This window comes from Xanthomonas sp. NCPPB 1068 (assembly GCF_041479385.2).
Classification (GTDB): Bacteria; Pseudomonadota; Gammaproteobacteria; order Xanthomonadales; family Xanthomonadaceae; genus Xanthomonas; species Xanthomonas cannabis.
This window is the reverse complement of the sequence record NZ_CM192986.1, coordinates 814,884-832,831: the sequence shown is the minus strand read 5'-3', so window position 1 is coordinate 832,831 and position 17,948 is coordinate 814,884. Positions and strand designations below refer to the sequence as shown.

Annotated in this window: 16 protein-coding genes; 3 read left to right on the top strand and 13 right to left on the bottom strand. The window is 66.5% G+C overall.

Features of this window, described 5'->3' with window-relative positions; genetic code table 11:
- Window positions 1–184: 184 nt before the first annotated feature.
- Window positions 185–574, bottom strand: coding sequence for a BON domain-containing protein (locus ACCQ12_RS03525; RefSeq protein ID WP_184383959.1), 390 nt, complete (start codon window positions 572–574; stop codon window positions 185–187).
- Window positions 575–723: 149 nt separating this feature from the next.
- Between ACCQ12_RS03525 and ACCQ12_RS03520 the strand changes: the two genes are divergently transcribed.
- Complete coding sequence (locus ACCQ12_RS03520; RefSeq protein ID WP_372382954.1) at window positions 724–1,782, top strand: oxidoreductase; 1,059 nt, start codon at window positions 724–726, stop codon at window positions 1,780–1,782.
- A gap of 412 nt (window positions 1,783–2,194) precedes the next feature.
- On the opposite strand, the gene gnd is transcribed toward ACCQ12_RS03520, so the two are convergent.
- The 8 genes from gnd to ACCQ12_RS03480 all read right to left on the bottom strand — a co-directional run bounded on the left by gnd (window position 2,195) and on the right by ACCQ12_RS03480 (window position 10,766).
- Window positions 2,195–3,139 carry a phosphogluconate dehydrogenase (NAD(+)-dependent, decarboxylating) gene (gene gnd, locus ACCQ12_RS03515; protein WP_372382953.1) on the bottom strand — a complete coding sequence of 315 codons (945 nt, stop codon included), beginning with the start codon at window positions 3,137–3,139 and terminating at the stop codon, window positions 2,195–2,197.
- Window positions 3,140–3,159: 20 nt separating this feature from the next.
- Window positions 3,160–4,503 carry a hypothetical protein gene (locus ACCQ12_RS03510; protein ID WP_372383545.1) on the bottom strand — a complete coding sequence of 448 codons (1,344 nt, stop codon included), beginning with the start codon at window positions 4,501–4,503 and terminating at the stop codon, window positions 3,160–3,162.
- A gap of 124 nt (window positions 4,504–4,627) precedes the next feature.
- Window positions 4,628–5,008 carry a glycine zipper 2TM domain-containing protein gene (locus ACCQ12_RS03505; protein ID WP_047697156.1) on the bottom strand — a complete coding sequence of 127 codons (381 nt, stop codon included), beginning with the start codon at window positions 5,006–5,008 and terminating at the stop codon, window positions 4,628–4,630.
- A 125-nt stretch (window positions 5,009–5,133) separates the two neighbouring features.
- Window positions 5,134–5,913, bottom strand: a complete 780-nt coding sequence (locus tag ACCQ12_RS03500; protein ID WP_372382952.1) for a DUF2242 domain-containing protein — start codon at window positions 5,911–5,913, stop codon at window positions 5,134–5,136.
- Between the two features lie 73 nt (window positions 5,914–5,986).
- On the bottom strand, window positions 5,987–7,051 hold the full coding sequence (locus tag ACCQ12_RS03495; protein WP_372382951.1) for a DNA methyltransferase: 1,065 nt from the start codon (window positions 7,049–7,051) through the stop codon (window positions 5,987–5,989).
- Entirely contained in the window at window positions 7,044–8,159 is a 1,116-nt protein-coding gene (locus ACCQ12_RS03490) for a hypothetical protein (RefSeq protein ID WP_372383544.1), read from the bottom strand. Before ACCQ12_RS03490 ends, ACCQ12_RS03495 begins: the two co-directional genes overlap by 8 nt.
- A gap of 22 nt (window positions 8,160–8,181) precedes the next feature.
- Window positions 8,182–9,585: a nicotinate phosphoribosyltransferase gene (locus ACCQ12_RS03485; RefSeq protein ID WP_166743839.1), complete on the bottom strand. Its 1,404-nt coding sequence runs from the start codon at window positions 9,583–9,585 to the stop codon at window positions 8,182–8,184.
- Between the two features lie 125 nt (window positions 9,586–9,710).
- Entirely contained in the window at window positions 9,711–10,766 is a 1,056-nt protein-coding gene (locus ACCQ12_RS03480; RefSeq protein WP_372382950.1) for a bifunctional nicotinamide-nucleotide adenylyltransferase/Nudix hydroxylase, read from the bottom strand.
- 182 nt (window positions 10,767–10,948) lie between these two features.
- Between ACCQ12_RS03480 and ACCQ12_RS03475 the strand changes: the two genes are divergently transcribed.
- Window positions 10,949–11,812, top strand: a complete 864-nt coding sequence (locus ACCQ12_RS03475; protein ID WP_372382949.1) for an endonuclease/exonuclease/phosphatase family protein — start codon at window positions 10,949–10,951, stop codon at window positions 11,810–11,812.
- An 89-nt stretch (window positions 11,813–11,901) separates the two neighbouring features.
- Here ACCQ12_RS03475 and ACCQ12_RS03470 read toward each other — a convergent pair whose 3' ends face one another.
- Window positions 11,902–12,807, bottom strand: coding sequence for a LysR family transcriptional regulator (locus ACCQ12_RS03470; protein WP_166743837.1), 906 nt, complete (start codon window positions 12,805–12,807; stop codon window positions 11,902–11,904).
- Window positions 12,808–12,895: 88 nt separating this feature from the next.
- Here ACCQ12_RS03470 and ACCQ12_RS03465 point away from each other — a divergent pair, with 88 nt between their 5' ends.
- Window positions 12,896–13,639 carry a sulfite exporter TauE/SafE family protein gene (locus ACCQ12_RS03465; protein WP_372382948.1) on the top strand — a complete coding sequence of 248 codons (744 nt, stop codon included), beginning with the start codon at window positions 12,896–12,898 and terminating at the stop codon, window positions 13,637–13,639.
- A 109-nt stretch (window positions 13,640–13,748) separates the two neighbouring features.
- Here the strand turns inward: ACCQ12_RS03465 and ACCQ12_RS03460 are convergent, their stop codons facing one another.
- The 3 genes from ACCQ12_RS03460 to lipB all read right to left on the bottom strand — a co-directional run bounded on the left by ACCQ12_RS03460 (window position 13,749) and on the right by lipB (window position 17,893).
- Entirely contained in the window at window positions 13,749–15,908 is a 2,160-nt protein-coding gene (locus tag ACCQ12_RS03460; protein WP_179453870.1) for a carboxy terminal-processing peptidase, read from the bottom strand.
- A gap of 360 nt (window positions 15,909–16,268) precedes the next feature.
- Window positions 16,269–17,282, bottom strand: a complete 1,014-nt coding sequence (lipA, locus tag ACCQ12_RS03455) for a lipoyl synthase (RefSeq protein ID WP_039564120.1) — start codon at window positions 17,280–17,282, stop codon at window positions 16,269–16,271.
- A gap of 14 nt (window positions 17,283–17,296) precedes the next feature.
- Complete coding sequence (gene lipB / locus ACCQ12_RS03450; protein WP_372383543.1) at window positions 17,297–17,893, bottom strand: lipoyl(octanoyl) transferase LipB; 597 nt, start codon at window positions 17,891–17,893, stop codon at window positions 17,297–17,299.
- Between the last annotated feature and the right edge of the window lie 55 nt (window positions 17,894–17,948).

Here is a 17,948-nt window from a genome sequence, read left to right as displayed (position 1 = left end):
TGACATAGCTGAATGGGCATATCATACGTGCAGCAAATGTGAAAACCACGAGAGCATCCGGTCGCGCTGCGGCCTCCCCGACGCCGGCAGTACGGCAACAAAAAAGGCGCACTCCTGGAGAGTGCGCCTCGTGCTCGGCCCCGCCGCCTCGCCTCGGCCGGCCCGGCATTCGCAGCGGCTGCGCTTACTTCTTCGCAGCGGTGACCTTCAGGCCGGTCGACTTGACGCTCTTGACGCCTTCGATGCCCTTGGCGACAGCCACAGCCTTGTCGTGCTCGGCCTGGGTGGCCACCGTGCCGGTCAGGGTCACGATGCCGTTCTTGGTCTCGACCTTGACGTCGGTGCCCGACACATTGTCGGTAGCGAGCAGGTCGGCCTTCACCTTGGTGGTGATCCAGGTGTCGGTCACCGGCTTCTTGGACTCGTTGATGTTGTCGGCAGCGTGGTCCTTGGTGGCGTGGTCCTTGTGCGCACCCATGTCCTGCGGTGCGGCGAACGCCTGCGAGGCGCCCAGGGCCAGGCCGAGCGACAACGCCACTGCCAGCAGCTTGCGTGCATGCATCATGTTCTTCATCCGAGACGCTCCTGTTGAATGTGCGTGGAGCTTGCGGTGGCGCTCGTCGAGCAAGCGTGACCGCAACATGCAGAGGTTGTGAACCCGGCGCACACAGGCGTGTGCAATACCATGCTGGCTTCTTCCGTCGTTGCGATGAACCGTTTTCAATGCCTAAACCGTTCAATCTGGCCGTCGTCGGCTACGGCTATGTGGGCCACACCTTCCACGCCCCGCTGATCGCCAGCACGCCTGGCCTGCGGTTGCACAGCGTGGTGTCGTCCAAGCCGCAACAGGCGCAAGCCGACTACCCCGACGTTACCGTGGTTGCCGACCTCGACAGCGCATTGGCCGACCCTGCGCTCGACGCGGTCGTCCTTGCCACGCCCAACCAGACCCACGCGCCGTTCGCGCTGCAGGCCCTGGCCGCAGGCAAGCATGTGCTGGTGGACAAGCCATTCGCACTCGACGCCGCCCAGGCACGCGCCATGGTCGATGCGGCCGCCAAGGCCGGGCGCATCATCAGCGTGTTCCAGAACCGCCGCTGGGACGCGGACTTTCTCACCGTGCGCCGCCTGATCGAAGAAGGCCAGCTGGGCGAGGTGGTGGAATTCCATTCGCACTTCGATCGCTACCGCCCGCAGGTACGCGACCGCTGGCGCGAAAGCGATGCTCCCGGTGCAGGCCTGTGGTACGACCTGGGCCCGCATCTGCTGGACCAGGCCCTGCAATTGTTCGGCACGCCGCAGGCCATCGCTGCGGACCTGCAGCGCCAGCGCAGCCAGGCGCGCAGCGACGATTATTTCCACGTCACCCTGCACTACCCGCGGCTGCGCGTGATCCTGCATGCCGGCTCGCTGGTGGCCGACAACGGCCTGCGCTTTGCCGTGCATGGCACGCGTGGCAGCTATCTCAAGCATGGTTTGGACACGCAGGAAGACCAGCTACGTGCCGGCCGCCGTCCGGGCACGGTGGGCTGGGGGGTGGACCCGCTGCCGGGCACGCTCACCCGCGTCGACGACGAAGGGCGTGTGCACAGCCATCAACCCGAAAACCTGCCGGGCGATTACCGCCAGTGCTATGCCGCCTTCCGCGATGCCCTGGCCGGCACCGGCCCGGCACCGGTGGACGGCGCCGACGCGGTGCTGCTCATCCACTTGCTGGAGCTGGCACAGCGCAGTGCCGCCAGCGGCCAGGTGCAGTGGCTGGATGGCGTGCGCGGCCTGTAAGGCGACTCGATCAACTACCCCGTGCGCGCGGCCCACGAACGGCGCGCGATCGAACATGCGGTGCCCGCTATCGGTGCGCAAAAGCATCCGGCAATGATGGGGATGTGCCTGCAGCCTGCGTCGCGCGGGCCGCGCAGGCGACCGACGATGCAGCGCCATCGATCGTGATCGAACAGGGCCTGCGTTGTCAGCGGGCGCACGGCTGCCCGAAAAGCGCGTGGCGTCGGATTGCGCGATCCGTCGGTACAGCCGATACGCCTGAGCGCCGCGTTGTTCGAACCTGCGAACCGCGTACCTGACGCAAGCGGCTTGGCGTAAGGCTTCGCGCAACACGCCTACCCTGACAGCACAGTGCCTCTACCCAACGGCTACGCCTGCCGCAAGGCACGCGTAGCCATCTGACGGATCGCGCTTATGCGTCCTTGCTGCCGATCGTCGGCGCTGCGGCGGTGGTGGTGGTCATCACCGCATGCCCACCAAACTGGTTGCGCATCGCCGCCAGCAACTTGTCGGTGAACGAATCCTTGTCGCGCGAACGCAGCCGCTCCATCAACGACAGGGTGATGATCGGTGCAGACACTTCCAGATCGATCGCCTCGGCCACCGTCCAGCGACCTTCGCCCGAATCGGCCACGAACGGCGCGATACCGGCCATGGTGGGGTTGTGGCGTAGCGCGTCGGCGGTCAGATCCAGCAGCCACGAGCGCACCACGCTTCCATCGCGCCAGATCTCCGACACCTGGTGCAGGTCCAGCGCAAAATCGCTCTTGTGCTGCATCAACGCAAAGCCTTCGGCATAGGCCTGCATCATTCCGTACTCGACACCGTTGTGGACCATCTTGGTGAAGTGGCCGGCGCCGCTCGGGCCGACCCGGCCCCAGCCCTTGTCGGGCGCTGGCGCCAACGTGGCCAGGATCGGATGCAGCGTGGTCACTGCGGCTTCCTCGCCACCCACCATCAGGCTGTAGCCTTCCTGCAGGCCCCAGATGCCGCCGCTGGTGCCGCAATCGACAAACGCGATGCCACTGGCCTGCAACTGTGCCGAGCGCCGCTGCGAATCCTTGTAATACGAATTGCCACCATCGATGACGATGTCACCGGCCTGCAGCAACGGCAGCAGCTGTGCCAGGGTGTCGTCGACGATCTTGCCGGCCGGCACCATCAACCACACCACGCGCGGGCTGGGCAGCGCCGCCACCAGCGATGCCAGCGCATCGGCGGTCACGATTCCCTTGGCCTGCGCACTGCTGCGTGCGGCCGCGCCCGGATCGTACCCATGCACAACGTGTCCGCCGTGCACCAGACGCTCGGCCATGTTGGCACCCATGCGGCCCAAACCCACCATACCCAGTTCCATAACGACTCCTCGTGATCTGATCAGTGCAGGGTGCCACGGCCGGCGTACGCCGGCGTCGCGGAATCCTCAATGGATTGTTCCGTGGCGATGCGCGCAGCGCACTGTTGCAGCTGCCAGTCGATCCATCGCCAATACAAGGTGGTGCGCAGATTGTGCAGGGTCAGGTCGATCGCATACGGCGTGCGCGGGTTGCGGTCGAGAAGGCGCGCCACGTGGTAACCGATCGGCTTGACGCCCTTGGGATGCACATAAACCAGAAACCCCTGATAGAACGGGTCGTCCAGCAGCGTCTGCAGCTGGTACAGCCGTGCCTGCTGCTGCGCATCCAGGGTGGCGCGCAGCTGCGCATCGCGCTCGTACAGCAGGCGCTCGAAACGCCGCTTGCCTGGTCCACGCAACGGCTGAGCCAGCTCCCAGATCTGGCGGTTGAGCGCGTCGTAATGCGCAAAGCCCCCGTGCTGCGCCAAGGCTTGCGCGGCGGCATCGCTGACGTCCACCACCACGAAGTTTTCGGCCTGATTGTGGATATCGTCGAGAAACGCTTTGTCGAACACATGCGCGATGAAACCCGGCGCACCGACGAAGGCCTGCCGCCCGAGTTGCGAGGTCTTCACCGCCTTGCCGTCGGCAAAAAAATCGCCGGCATGTGCACCGAGCAGAATGCTGTCGGTGTCGTGCAAGGTCAGGAAGGTGCCGATCGACAACTCGCCAGGCGTAAACACCTGGTCGAAACCCGCATCGCCGTACAACTCGCGCTGGGTGGCGAGCTGGGCAACCTGCCGCCCCACGCCGCATTCAGAGCGCACCCGCCCGCGATAGAACGCATCCAGTGCCTGTGCGTTGCTGCCTCGCGGCTGATAGCCGCGGCCAAGACTGCGAAAGCCGCTCCACCCTTGCGCGGCCGCACCGCGCCAACCGAAGCCGATCCAGCCCAGCTGCAACGCAGAAAACCGATACCCCGGATTGTCCTGCAACTGGCTTACGGCGCGACGCGTTGCCGCACCGACCTCGAACGCGTACGCACACTGGGTGGCGCTGTCATCCAGCAAGGCCGTCATCGACGCGCTGCGCTGTTGCGCATCCCAGGCGGCCGGCACGGTCAACGTCAGGTCGCCGGCAGCATGCGCCTGCGCAAGCGAGCCGCGCGTGCACGGCGCACCGCGCTCGATGACCGGTGCAGATACGGCGGCGCGCTCGATCCTCCAGCCCAGCCGGCGCAGCAGCCCTTCGACGCAGTCGGTACTGGCCGCGGTTGCGGCCGCACTGGGCGCTGCACCAGCAACCTGCTGCGTCTGCGCAACCAACACGGCAAAGGCGCACACCACCGCAGCAACGCGGTGTCGCGCTGCATGTCGCATCGGCAGGTGTTGCGGTGGGCAGATCCGGAAGGCGCGCATCGGTCAGCGGTCGACTCGGCAGCACGCGGCCGCCTTGGCAATAAAGAAAGCCCCGGCAGGGCCGGGGCTTGTGACAGTCACCGCATCAGGCTTAGCGACGTTCGCAGACGCGCTCGACCTGGCGGTTGCCATTGGCCTGTTGGCGATTGCCCTGGATGGTGCGGCCTGCCGCGCCACCGGCCACTGCACCGGCCACCGTGGCCAGCTTCTTGCCGTTGCCGCCGCCGACCTGGTTGCCGAGCAGGCCGCCGATCGCAGCGCCGGCAACCGTACCGCCGATGCGATTGGGGTCGGTCGAATTCTTCTGCACTTCCACGTTGCGGCAGCGCACGCGCGTGCCATCGGAGAATTTGCGGCCTTCGTCTGCCTCGGAATACCGCTGCTGATGCGAGTAGTTCTGCGCCTGTGCAAACGTGCTCGTCGCCATCAGGCCGATCAGGGACATACCCAGCAAGGAATTACGCATCTTCATCGTCGGTCTCCATCGTTCTCGCCCATTCGGCGAGTCATGGCTGCACTCTGTTCGCTGCGTCGAGAACACGACGTGAAGCGCACGCGCCTCTATTCAGGCTTTGGAGCGGTGCGTGAACCGCGCCATCACGGCTGCTTGGCGGGCTCGCTCTGTGGCCCATCGACCGGCGCCGGCGGCGGGTCCTGCGCTTCCACCGGCAACGGTGCAACCGGCGGCTGCGCCACGGTGCCGGATGCGGCCGGCGGCGTGGCTGCGGCTGCTGGCGTGCCGACCGCCGGCGCAGCGGTGGATGCCGCTGCAGGCACCGGCGCGGGCGGGTGCGGGGCCACAGGTGTCGGTGCCGGCGCAGCGCTCGCTGCGGCGGGCACCACGTCGGTCACCTTGGGCAGATAGGAGTTCAGACGCTCGAAAAACCGCTTGTAAAAGGCAGCGTCCTGCACCGTGGTGCTGGAGACGCGCACCAGCGAGTCGCCACTACTGCCCACCGGCAACGACAACGAGCCGAGCACGCCGACGCCCACGCTGGCCGACGTGGAGCTCTTCTTCAGCGCGTAGCGGTCCTGCAGCGCACTGACGAACACCTGCGCCTTGCCGCCGTCCTGGGTTGCGCAGGAAATGCGCAGATTGAGCTGCTCGCTCTGCTCGGCTTCCTTCAGCTGGAAATTCTTGCTGCCCTCCACTGCCGCGGCGTCGGCGCGCGTGACCGCGTAGCCCTGGCTCAGCAACACGCGGCGTGCGGCTTCGCAGGCCTGTGGCGAACTGGCCGCCACACTGCGCGAATAGGTGTCATCGGAATTGAACGACTCGCGCATCAGCATCGTGTCGCCCTTGCTGCCACCGCAGCCGGCCAGGGTTGCCAGCGCGCCGAGCAGCGCGCCACGCGCGATCAGGGAAGTGCAAGACATTGGGAGATTCCATCATCCAAAACCGGTCAGAGCATAGCCGCAAGCCATGTGCGCGCGGCGTCGCGTTGCCGGCTCAGGGCACCGGCGGTTCATCCGCAGGCAGCTGCAGGTCCACCTGCAGGCGGCTGCCGTCGGCACCGATCCGCTCGGCACGCAGGTAGTGATGGGCGCGCACCGCCGCCAACGGCACAGGTGCGCGGCACGGCTCGCCCCACAGGCTCAGGCTGAAGCCCTGCGCCTGCAGCCAGCTGGTCAGGCGGTCCCAGAGCGGCTGCTCGGCAGCCAGCATCAGATCCAGGTCCGCCGGGCCGTCCGGCACCAGCGTCGGCGACTGCAACCAGCGCGCGTAACTGCCGTGCACCACCACCGGCAGGCCCAGCGCCTGCACCGCCTGTAGCAGTTGCGCCGCCTGCTGCAGGTCCATCCGGGCATGGCAGCGCTGGAAGATCAGCGCGTACTCGTGGCTGCGGTTGCTGTCGGTGCGCGCGTGGGGCAGCGCATCGGCCGGGCGCTGATAGCACAGCACGCGCTCCTCGTGCAGCGTGAACAGGCTGCCCACCAGCCGCCCCAGGTCCCACGCCTGCGGCAGCAACCGCCCGCCAATGCGCACGTTCTGGACCATGGCCACGCCGAATGCACCTGGCCGCATTCGCTGCCGTAGCGCGTGGAATACGGCGCGCATTCCCGCGAGATAGCTGGCGTAGTCGGCACTGGCGTACAGCTGGCCCGGCACTGTTTGCCCGCGCCACTGACAACCGAAGTACGGCACGTTGGTCAGGCATAGATCGATCGCTGCCGCCGGGGCGGTGTGCGCCAGGCTGCCGACCACGACCGGCGCTGTCACCCCGTGCCGTTGCAGACGCGTGCGGGCTAGCTGGGCGCGCCCGGCATCGATCTCCATGCCGTGGGTAGCGCGACCTTCGAAAGCCGCCGCCAGCAAGGTGCTGCCAAACCCGCAGAACGGGTCGAACACCTGCTCGCCCGGCTGGCTGAAATGGCGCACGAACGGCCGCATCTGGTTGACCCATCCGCAATCGCGCCCGTTGAGTGGATCGGCTGCCCGTAGATCATCGGGCAAGGCCCAGGCCGCATCGTCCGCCGCCGGCGTCCACCAGCTGCGCTGATCGAACTCATCCATCGCGCGCTTCCGCCCCGGCGGCGTCCCACAACACATCTGCGTCCGGGTCCCAACCTGCGCACAGGCGCCCATTGGCAAAGAACACCAGCTTGTACAAATCCCCGGTGGCGTGCCGTGCATGCATCGCGGCATAGTCGGCGCTTTCGAATACCACCTGCATGCCGTCCGCGCTGCGCAGGCGCACATTCCAGAAGTAATACCCTTCGGTCATGCTGTCCAGCTGCCAGCGCGGCCACCACGGCTGTTGCATGCACTCGGCCAGCAATGGCTCCACCCCGACGCGATGCTGTGCGATGTAACGCCAGGTGCCATTGCTGCGATACGCATCGTCCAGCCGCGACAGCTCACGGAAGATGACCTGCTGCGCACCACAGCTGCGTGCCCAGTCGATGTACTGCGCAACATCATCGGCACTGCACACACCGCCGCGTTGGACGATGCAGACCAGGCGTACCGGCAGACGCGCAGCCAAGCGGCGGGCCGTCTGCAGGAAGACGCCCGCATCGGCAACCGGCTCGCCGGGGCGGAAACGCATGATCGCATCGTTGCGCGCCTGCACTGGATGGTGGCGCGACAGCTCGATCCACGACAGGCCGAACTGCAGCAGTGCCTCGAGCAGACGGCCGCCATGCGCGCGCGCCAGACCGGCGCCGTTGCTGTACAGCACGCGCTGCTCGACCTGCGGACCCTCGGCGGTGGTCGACAAGGTCTGCAGCAGGGTCTGCAGCCAGTCCGGGTCGTCGGTCATTTCCAGACCGGACAACGAATACGACAACGGCACTGCATGCAGCAGCTGCAATACCTCACGCAGCTGCCTGAAATAGGCTGGCCCCGGGCGCAGCATCGAGGCCGCCGGACCACTGCCGTGCTGGCGCAGGTTTTCCGAACAGAACCCGCAGCGTGCCGAACAGGGCCGCACCGACGCATACGGGGTGAACGTGATCGGCAATGCCGCGCGCAAGCGCCGTGCGCCGATCTGCAGCCGGTGCCAGCGGCCGGCGTCGTCTTCCAGCGGCACGCGCTGCTGCAGGCTCGGTGCTGCGGCGCGCAGCTGCGCCAGCAGCGCCGAGGCGGGCAATGCAGAACCCGCATCGCTGCCGGCGGGCATGCTCATGCCCGCCGGCAGGCCATCAACGGCGTGCAGCGTCGGCACGCGCGCGTACCTGCTCCAGCGTCCACTCCTGCTGCATCGCGCCGTTTTCCCACACCGTCACCAAGGCGTCCTCGCTCTCGGCATGGGCAGCCACTTCATCGAGCAACGCACTGCGATAGCTGCCGTCGCGACGGTCGCGCAGCAAGGTCAGCCGCCCACGCTTGCTCTGCTTGCCCTGGTCGGTGATCGGGTCCTTGTAGACATCGATCCACTGTCCGTCCACACGCACCGCCGAACACTTCAATGCAAATTTCTGCGTGTCGCGGTCCACCTTCTGCAGCAGCGCCCCGCCCATGCCGAAGGCAACATTGTCGGCGGCATAGCCGGCGGCAGTGATGCGCTCCAGAATCGCGCGCAGCGAGCTCGGGTTGATGCCATCGCCCTGGATCACCCGCACATGGTTGAGCAGCTTGTAGCCCTTGCCATTGACCTGATGCCCGAACGCCTCGTCCAGCAGCACCAGGCACTGCTCGACCACGTCCACCGGGTCGCCGGAGTCCGGACGGATCACCACCGTTGCGCCCGATGCAATGATCTCCTCGCGCAGGGTCGTGCCCCAATGTTCGCGAATGGCGCGGTAGATGTCGTAGCTGTCCGACACCACCGCCACGATCGATCCTGGACGTGCGAACTGCGTCAGCATGTTGCGATACGCGTCCACCTCGCGCTCGCGGCCCCAGCTGGTGATGGTGCTGTGCTCGGCTGCCGGGATCGAATAGCCGGCCACCGGCGTGTGGTAATGCGCACGTGCCAGCAGCAACGCCGACAAGGTGTCGGTGCCGAGAAAATTCACCAGATGCGCGGCACCGCCCAATGCAGCCGAGCCCAGGCTGGACACGCCACGCGCACCGAAATCATGCAGCTTGAATGGCAGCTGCCCTTCCGGATCGTCGCTGGTACGCTCCAGGTAATCGCGCACGGTCTGCTTGACCTGCCAGCTCACCGTGGCCACCGTCACCGGGTACCACACGCGCAACAACAGGGTTTCCAGATACGAGGGCACCCAGAACGCCTTGGCGTCGGTGGACTCGATGGTCATCAACACGTTGTGGGTGGGCACCACCGCGCCCTCGGGCACCGCGCGGATGCGGATCGGCAGTTGTCCGCCCAGCCGGTCGACGATGTCGCGCCAGCCGGTTTCGTTGAACGGTTCGCCATGCGCGGCCAGCAATGCTTTCGCATCGTCGATATCGGCATGCGTCACCGGCCGGTTGATCGCTTCCTTCAGGATCGACTGCAACCCGAAGAACACCGTCTGGTCGTACACGCCACCGCGCGATTCGACATAGAAAAACGAGGCATCGGTGCCGGGCGGATATTGCAGCCAGTGGCTGGCCTTGTAGCTGTCGGTGTTGAGCAGCAGGTTATCGAGGTAATGCATGACGGAAGCTCCTTCGCGTCGGGTAAACCAGCGGTCTGTCCGCCGGTGGGAGGTCGTGGATCAGGCAAGCCCAGCGCACCGTGTCGACGTCGGTCGGCGGCAGCATGCAGGCGATGGCAGTGCCCTCAGCCACGGCCCAGGAAGAATTCAAGAATATGCAGGTGGTCTTCGTACAGCCGCGGCCCCATCGCCATCACTTCGGCGATCGGAATCCAGCGCGCCTTGTCGGCATCGTCGCCGCCACGCACCGCAGGCAGCTCCCCTGCGGGAAATTCGAAGTGGAACGCGTGGGTGATGGTGCGCCCGCGCAGACTGCGCTCTGGATGGTCGAATACCTGGCGCCCGCGCAGGGAGCCCTTCAGCACCGGCACCGGCACCTTGAGCCGGGTCTCTTCGCGCAGCTCGCGCAGGCAGCTTTCCAGCAGGCCTTCGTCCTGAGCGATGAAACCGCCCGGCAGCGCCCACAGGCCCTTGCCCGGTTCGGCACGACGCCGCACCAGCAGCACATGCCCCGAATGCACGACCACCGCATCGGTGGTCACGAAGGTCGGCGCATACGGCGCATCCTTCCACGCGGCACGGTACTGCTCGATGAAGCGGTATTCGGCCACCAGCTGCGCATAACTGGGCGAGTTGCGCCGGAATGCTTCCAGCATGTCGTACACCGGCGCGGGCACGTTGCCACGCAGCATCAACAGCCCGCCATGAAACCCGATGTCGCCGGCCTCGAACAGATAACGGCGTAATTCGGTGGCCGAGAGGGTGGCGGTGTGCTGCACATCTTCCAGCGGCCACTGCGGAAACTCACGCAGGTAATAGCTGCTGGCATCCTTGTCCATGCCGATCAACCCGATACGCGCATCCGGCGTGCCGCCATCGGCTTGCACGGCCTCGGCAACCTGACGCTGTACCTCGGCAATCCACAGGCTTTCGTTGTACAGATGGTCGCGCAGTGGCCGCAGGATCAACCGTTCGCTCTCACCCGGCAATGCAGACTCGATCATCACCGCACGTTCGGCGACGGTCCATGGATTGCGGATGGTGCGAGGGGTGTCGGCCGAGCCGATCAACACGATGAGCTTGCGTGCCTTGCCCAGCGCGTGGCGGGCGACGGCGGCATGGCCGTTATGAAAGGGCTCGAAACGCCCGATAAACACGAGATAGTCGTACGGTACTGCCATGAGAATCCCTCACGGTTGAGTGGTGAGGCCAGCGGTCTATCCGCGGGCCTGCAACAAATGCTACGCCGTTGCGCAGGGACGTCAAGCGTGCAGCGGCAGCGACGGACCCCACCGCTGCGGTGTCACGGCCGTCATCGTTGCTGGCTAGACTTGGCCGTCTTGTTCTTCGGGAATCTGCCTGCATGCCACGTCCGATCACACGCGCACTGACGCGCTGCCTCCTCGCCATCGCCCTGTTGTGCATAGACTTGCCGGCACTGGCCGCACCGGCCATCGCACCGTTGCGCGTGATGTCGTTCAACGTGCGGGTTCCTGCCGACACCGAGGGCGACAAGCGCTGGCAGGTGCGTCGCAGTGCAATGGTCGCCTTGATCAGGCAGACGCATCCGGATGTGTTCGGGACGCAGGAACTGGTGAGCGAGCAGGCCAGCTACCTGGCTGCACAGCTGCCCAACTATCGCTGGTTCGGCCAGGGGCGACGCGGCGATGACAGCGACGAACACATGGGCGTGTTCTACGACGCGCGCAAGCTCGATGTCGTGGAATCCGGCAATTTCTGGCTCTCCGACACGCCAGAGGTCCCCGCCAGCATCACCTGGGGCAACGTGCTGCCGCGCATGGTGACCTGGGCATTGTTCGAACGGCGCAGCGACAAGCGTCGTTTCTACCTGTTCAACACGCACTTCCCCTATCGAGACGAAGACGAACCCGCGCGCGAACGCAGCGCGCAGCTGATCCTGTCGCGCATCGCGCAGCTTCCGAGCGAGATCCCGGTGGTGCTGACCGGCGACTTCAACAGCGACCCCGACAAGATCACCTACCCCACGCTGACTGCCGTGCTGGGCGATGCACGCGCAAAGGCGTCAAAACGCAGCGGACCGGAAAAGACCTTCCAGGATTTCACCACTCACCCGACCCGGCGTATCGACTGGATCCTGTTCCGCGGGCTGACGCCAACGCAATTCGTCACACTGGATGACCGCCCCGGCGACGTGTTGCCGTCAGACCACTATCCGGTGCTCGCCGAGTTCGCCTGGCCGCGCTGAGCGCACGCACGCGGGATTGGCCGGTTGATTGGTTGATTGGTTGATTGGTTCATTGGTTGGTTGGTTGGTTGGTTGGTCAGCACGCTCGCTTACGGCGGCTGAATCCCTGCCTGCGCCGCGCTTGCCTGCAACCATTCCAGCAAGGCCTGCAGGATCACCGAGGGCGTGTCGCGCCACACGATGGACAGCTCGCGCCGCGCCCAGGGTTCGTCCAGCGGCACGGCCACCAGCTGCTGGCTGACGCTGGAGCACGCCAGCGCGGCGCGCGGCACGATGGCCACGCCGATGCCACGCGCCAACATGCGGCACAGCGTTTCGATCCCCGGAACACGCGCGCGGATACGAAGGTGCACGCCCGCCCGTGCCAGATGGGTGCGCAAATGGCGCTGCAGGGCGTTGTCCACCGATAACGCCAGCAACTGCATGTCGGTGAGATCGGCCAGCCGCAGCGCGGTCGCGCCGGCAAGCGGATGGCCGGCCGCAACCGCCACGATCAGGCGATCATGGCGCAATGGTCGCCGCTGCAGGCCGGTGAAATCCGCATGCCCGGCGACGACCGCCAGATCCGCGCGCTCCTCGCGCACCGCATCGGCGGCCTCCTCGCTACCCCATTCGGCCAGGGTCAGGTCCACCCGTGGATGCGCCAGCAGGAAGTCGGCCACGCATTCGGGCAGCCATTCCGACAGCGCGGCCGTATTGGCGGCCAGCCGCAGGCTGACCTGCCCGCCCGCGCCGTAATCGCCCAGTTCGGTACGCATCGCCTGCGCTTGCCGGGCCAGCGTGCGCGCGTGGCGCAGCAAGACCTGGCCGGCAGCGGTAAGGGTGACGCCACGCCGGCCACGCTCGAACAGCGCCGCGCCGACCTGCAGCTCCAGTGCGCGGATACGGGCGCTGGCGGCGGCCAGCGACAGCGCCACGCGGTCGGCACCGGCCGTGATGCTGCCGGTCTCGGCCACCGCCACGAAAATCCGCAAATCGACGAACTCCACTTGCATTGCGCACCCACAGCCTTCGGCGTGGACGAAGTCTGCCTCAAACAAAGACAGCTTGCCGTGTCGCCACCGCCGCCGGATCCTGCCCGGCATGACTGATGATCGATTGCACTGGGTCCTGATTGCGGGCGTGTTCCTGCTGGCTGGCGGGGTGAAGGGTGTCGCGGGGATGGGGCTGCCCACCGTGGCGATGGGCCTGCTGGGGTTGTGGCTACCGCCGAGCCAGGCAGCTGCGCTGTTGGTGCTGCCTTCGCTGGTGACGAATCTGCAGCAGGCCTGGGGACCGGCACCGGGGGCGCTGTTGCGGCGCATCTGGCCCTTGCTGACGCTGATGAGCCTGGGCAGCTGGCTGAGCGTGGGCATCATGATCGGGGGCGACCCACGCAACCTGCGCGCCGGGCTCGGCGCCCTGCTGGTGGCCTACGCGTTGCTCGGGCTGGCGCGCTGGCAGTGGACGCTGCCATCCCGCCATGAACGCTGGGCCAGCCCGTTGACCGGCCTGGCCAGCGGCCTGCTCAACGGCGCCACCGGTGTCGTGGTGCTGCCGGTGGCGCCGTATCTGGCCGCGCTGGGGCTGCCTCGCGAGATGCTGATCCGCGCATTGGCAACCTGCTTCGGCACCGCAACGCTCGCGCTGGCCATCGCGTTGGTCTGGCACGGTGGCGTGCCGTTGTCGGCAGGGGTGCCGTCGCTGCTGGCCTTGCTGCCGACGGCGCTGGGGGTCTGGGCCGGCACCCGGGTCCGGCGGCGCATTTCCGCCGAGACGTTCCGGCGCGTGTTCTTCTGCACCCTGCTGCTTCTGGGCCTGCAGGCCTGCTGGCAGGCGCTGAGCTGAGCTGAGACGCGGCAGGCCGTTGCCACTGTGCGGCCGGCGCGGTGCATTGGCCCAAAACAAACGCCACCGACAGGCGGTGGCGTTGGTCAGTCCTCGGTAGTGCGGGCTGTCAGTCCGCCCAGCGCCCCGGCGCTGTGGACTGCGGCAGCACCTGCGCCGACAGCGGCCGATCCTGCGCAAGCAGGCCCAGCGCGTCGGCCAGGATGGCCGCCGACTCATGCAGCAACGGATCCGGGCGCTTTTCTGCGGCCTTTTCGCGTGCGGTGTCCTTGACGATGTCGCGCTCGTTGCCGGTCAGCCCGTCGTCGCTGTCATCGGCCAGCGGATCCAGCGGCAAGCCCAGCTGCTTGCGGACCTGCTGACGATCCTTGCGCTGCTGGTCCTGCTTCTGCCGTTCGGCGACACGTTCAGCCTCGTTCAAGGAGATGTACTTCTTGGCCTTCTCATCGCGGAACTGCTTGACGTCTTCCTCCCACCACTGGAATTCCTTGTCGGCAGCGATGCGCGCGGTGTGCAGGGACTGCAACTTGGGCAGCAACGGCGCGAAATTGCCGTACTGGGTGTGCGGCGCAGCGGCAATGCGCGTCCACGGCAGCGCGTTGTCGTAGGTGCTTTCGCCGAATTCGGTGGCATCCACACTGGCCGGGAAGGCGATATCCGGCACCACGCCCTTGTGCTGTGTGCTGGAGCCGCTCACGCGGAAGAACTGCGCGATCGTCAGCTTGACCTGGCCATAGCGCTGCCCTTCTGCGGCCGGCCAACGGTCCAGGTCGACGATGTTCTGCACCGTGCCCTTGCCGAAGCTGGTTTCGCCGATCACCAGGCCGCGACCGTAGTCCTGGATGGCACCGGCAAAAATCTCCGAGGCAGAGGCCGAGCCGCGGTTGATCAGCACGCCCAGCGGGCCGTCCCAGGCCACCTTCGGATTGCTGTCGCCATTGACGGTGACCCGACCACCGGATTCGCGCACCTGCACCACCGGGCCCTGTTCGATAAACAGCCCGGTCAGCTCGATCGCCTCGTCCAGCGAACCACCACCGTTGTTGCGCAGATCCAGCACCACGCCGTCGACCTTGTCGGTCTTGAAACCGGCCAGCAGCTTGGCCACGTCGCGGGTCGCCGAGGCATAGTCGGTCGCGTTGCGACGACGACCTTCGAAGTCCTGGTAGAAGCCCGGCAGCTTGATGATGCCGATGCGACGTTCCGGTTCGCTGCCCTTGGCCGGCAAGGTGATGGTTTCGCCCTTGGCGGCCTGCTCGGCCAGCCGCACCTTCTGCCGGGTCAGCGTCACCGTGCGGTGCTTGCCGTCGATACCGGATTCGGCCGGGATGTACTCCAGGCGCACCTGGGTGTCCTTGCTGCCGCGGATCTTGGCCACCACGTCATCGATGCGCCAGCCGATCACGTCCTCGATCGCGCCATTCTTGGCCTGGCCCACGCCGACGATGCGGTCGCCCGGCTTGAGCGTGCCATCCACCGCTGCCGGACCACCCGGGATCACCTCGCGGATCACCACCATGTCGTCCTGTTTCTGCAGCTGTGCGCCGATGCCTTCCAGCGACAGCGACATCTGCTGATTGAACGTCTCGGCCGTGCGCGGGGTGAAGTAATCGGTGTGCGGGTCGACGGCGTTGGTGTAGGCGTTGACGAAGAACTGGAACACGTCCTCGCCCTTGAGCTGCTTCACCGAATCGGCGAGCGCGGCATAGCGCTTGTCCAGCGTCTTGCGGATGTCATCGGGCTTCTTGCCGGCCAGCTTCAGCCGCAGCCAGTCGTTCATGACCGACTGGCGCCACAACACATCCAGCTGCTTGTCGTCGCTGGCCCACGGCACGTCCTTGCGGTCGTACTCGAACTTGTCGCTGCCGGTGAAGTCGAAGTCCTGCTTGAGCAGGTCGCGCGCGTACTTGACGCGCTGGTCCACGCGCTTCTTGTAGACCGCAAACACCTGGAACGCCGGCTCCAGGTTGCCGCCGCGCAGTGCGTCGCCCACACCGGCCTGCAACGGCGCAAAGCCGTCGATGTCGGTCTGGGTGAAGAACTGTTTACCGCCGTCCAACGTTTCCAGGTAGCGCTTGAACACGTCCTTGGACATCGCCTCGTCCAGGGTGCGCGGACGATACGCATAGCGGCTGTCGGACAGCAGGCCGTAGACGAGTTTGGTGGCCGTTGCCTGTTCGGGCGTGGCGGCCGCCGGCAACGCGGTATCGGCGCGGGCCAGCAATGCCATCGGAGTGGTCAACACCAGCGCCAGCAGGCCGGCCTTCATGGACGCAGAAACGTTGTAGGTCATCGAATGGCTCTCGGCACGGGGCCGACGAAAGAGAGGCGGTGAACGGATCAGACAGCATGACAGTGCCCAAAGTTGCTGACGCTGTCATCCGCTGGCTGAATCAGCCTAGCGCCGGGCACGTAGCAGATTGTGAACGTGACCGTACCTTGCGCCCGCGCGCTCCCACGCCAAAAACGACACGGCCCCGTGCGATGCACGGGGCCGTATGGAAGCGCGAACGGTCTATTGGCTGGTCAGCCAGCAGGTCAACAGCGGCGATAGGCATCGCCCCCGTCCAGATGGGCTGATGATCGGCGCCAAGGCCCCGACCCTGCCCAGGCGTACACGCTGCTTGGCTCAGGCAGCGACGCCGGCGCCGGCCGCCTGGCGATCGGCGTGATACGACGAACGCACCATCGGCCCGGAGGCGACGTGGCTGAAGCCCAGCGCGTTGCCGTACTCCTCCAGCGCCTTGTATTCCTCCGGCGTCCAGTAGCGCATCACCGGGTGGTGGTGCGGGGTCGGCTGCAGGTACTGACCGATCGTGATCATGTCCACATCGTGCGCGCGCAGGTCGCGCAAGGTGGCCTGCACCTGCTCCATCGTCTCGCCCAGTCCCAGCATGATGCCGGACTTGGTGGCGATGGACGGGTGCTGCGCCTTGAAACGCTGCAGCAGGGTCAGCGACCACTGGTAATCGGCACCGGGACGCACGTTCGGGTACAGGTCCGGCACGGTTTCGATGTTGTGGTTGAACACATCCGGCGGACTCAGGGCAAGGATCTCCAGCGCGCGGTCCATGCGGCCCTTGCCGCGGAAATCCGGGGTCAGGATCTCGATGCGGGTCTTGGGCGAACTGACCCGGATGGCCGAAATGCAGTCGACGAAATGCTGGGCCCCGCCATCGCGCAGATCGTCGCGGTCCACGCTGGTCACCACCACGTACTTCAGGCCCATGTCGGCCACGGTGGCCGCCAGGCTGGCCGGCTCGCCGGCGTCCGGCGGCTTGGGCCGGCCGTGCGCCACGTCGCAGAACGAGCAGCGCCGCGTGCACACCTCGCCCAGGATCATGAAGGTCGCGGTGCCGTGGCTGAAGCACTCGTGGATGTTCGGGCAGCTGGCTTCTTCGCACACCGTGACAAGGCGGTTTTCGCGCAGCTTGGCCTTGAGGTTCTGCACTGCATTGCCGGAGGGAATCCGCACCCGGATCCACGACGGCTTGCGCAGCACCGGCGCATCGACGAACTGCACCGGCGAGCGATTGATCTTGTCGCCACCGATCTGCTTGACGCCGGTCTGCAGCGGCGCAGGCGCGGCGGTGTCGCCGGAGACGACCTGCAAGGGAATGGAACGGGCGATAGGCTGGGTCATGACGGTACGGGCGCTCAGGCCGGAAGCGAAAGGTCGGGCAATGTGGAGACAGGCTGCAACACGAGACCGAACTGGCGCGCCAGCTGATCGAGCAGCACCGCCTTGACGGCGGCCATCCCGGAGGGGCCGCCCAAGTCTATCACCGAGGTCACCTGCAGGCCCTGGTAGCCACACGGATTGATGCGGTGGAACGGCTCCAGGTCCATCGCCACGTTGAACGACAACCCGTGGAAGGTGCAGCCGCGCCGCACCCGGATGCCCAGCGCGGCGATCTTGGCATCGCCCACATAGACGCCGGGCGCGCCGTCGCGGCGCTCGGCCACGATATTCCACTCGTCCAGGGTGTCGATCAGCGCCTGCTCGATCTTGCACACGTAGTCGCGCACACCGATCTTGAGCCGGCGCAGGTCCAGCAGCGGATAGACCACCAGTTGGCCCGGACCGTGATAGGTCACCTGCCCGCCACGGTCCACCTGCAGCACCGGGATTTCGCCCGGCGCCAGCACGTGCTCCGGCTTGCCGGCCTGGCCCAGCGTGAACACCGGCGCATGCTCGACCATCCACACCTCATCGGCGGTGGATGCATCGCGCGCATCGGTGAAGCGCTGCATGGCGCGCCATACCGGTGCGTAGTCCTGCCGGCCAAGGTCGCGCAGCGATGCGGGC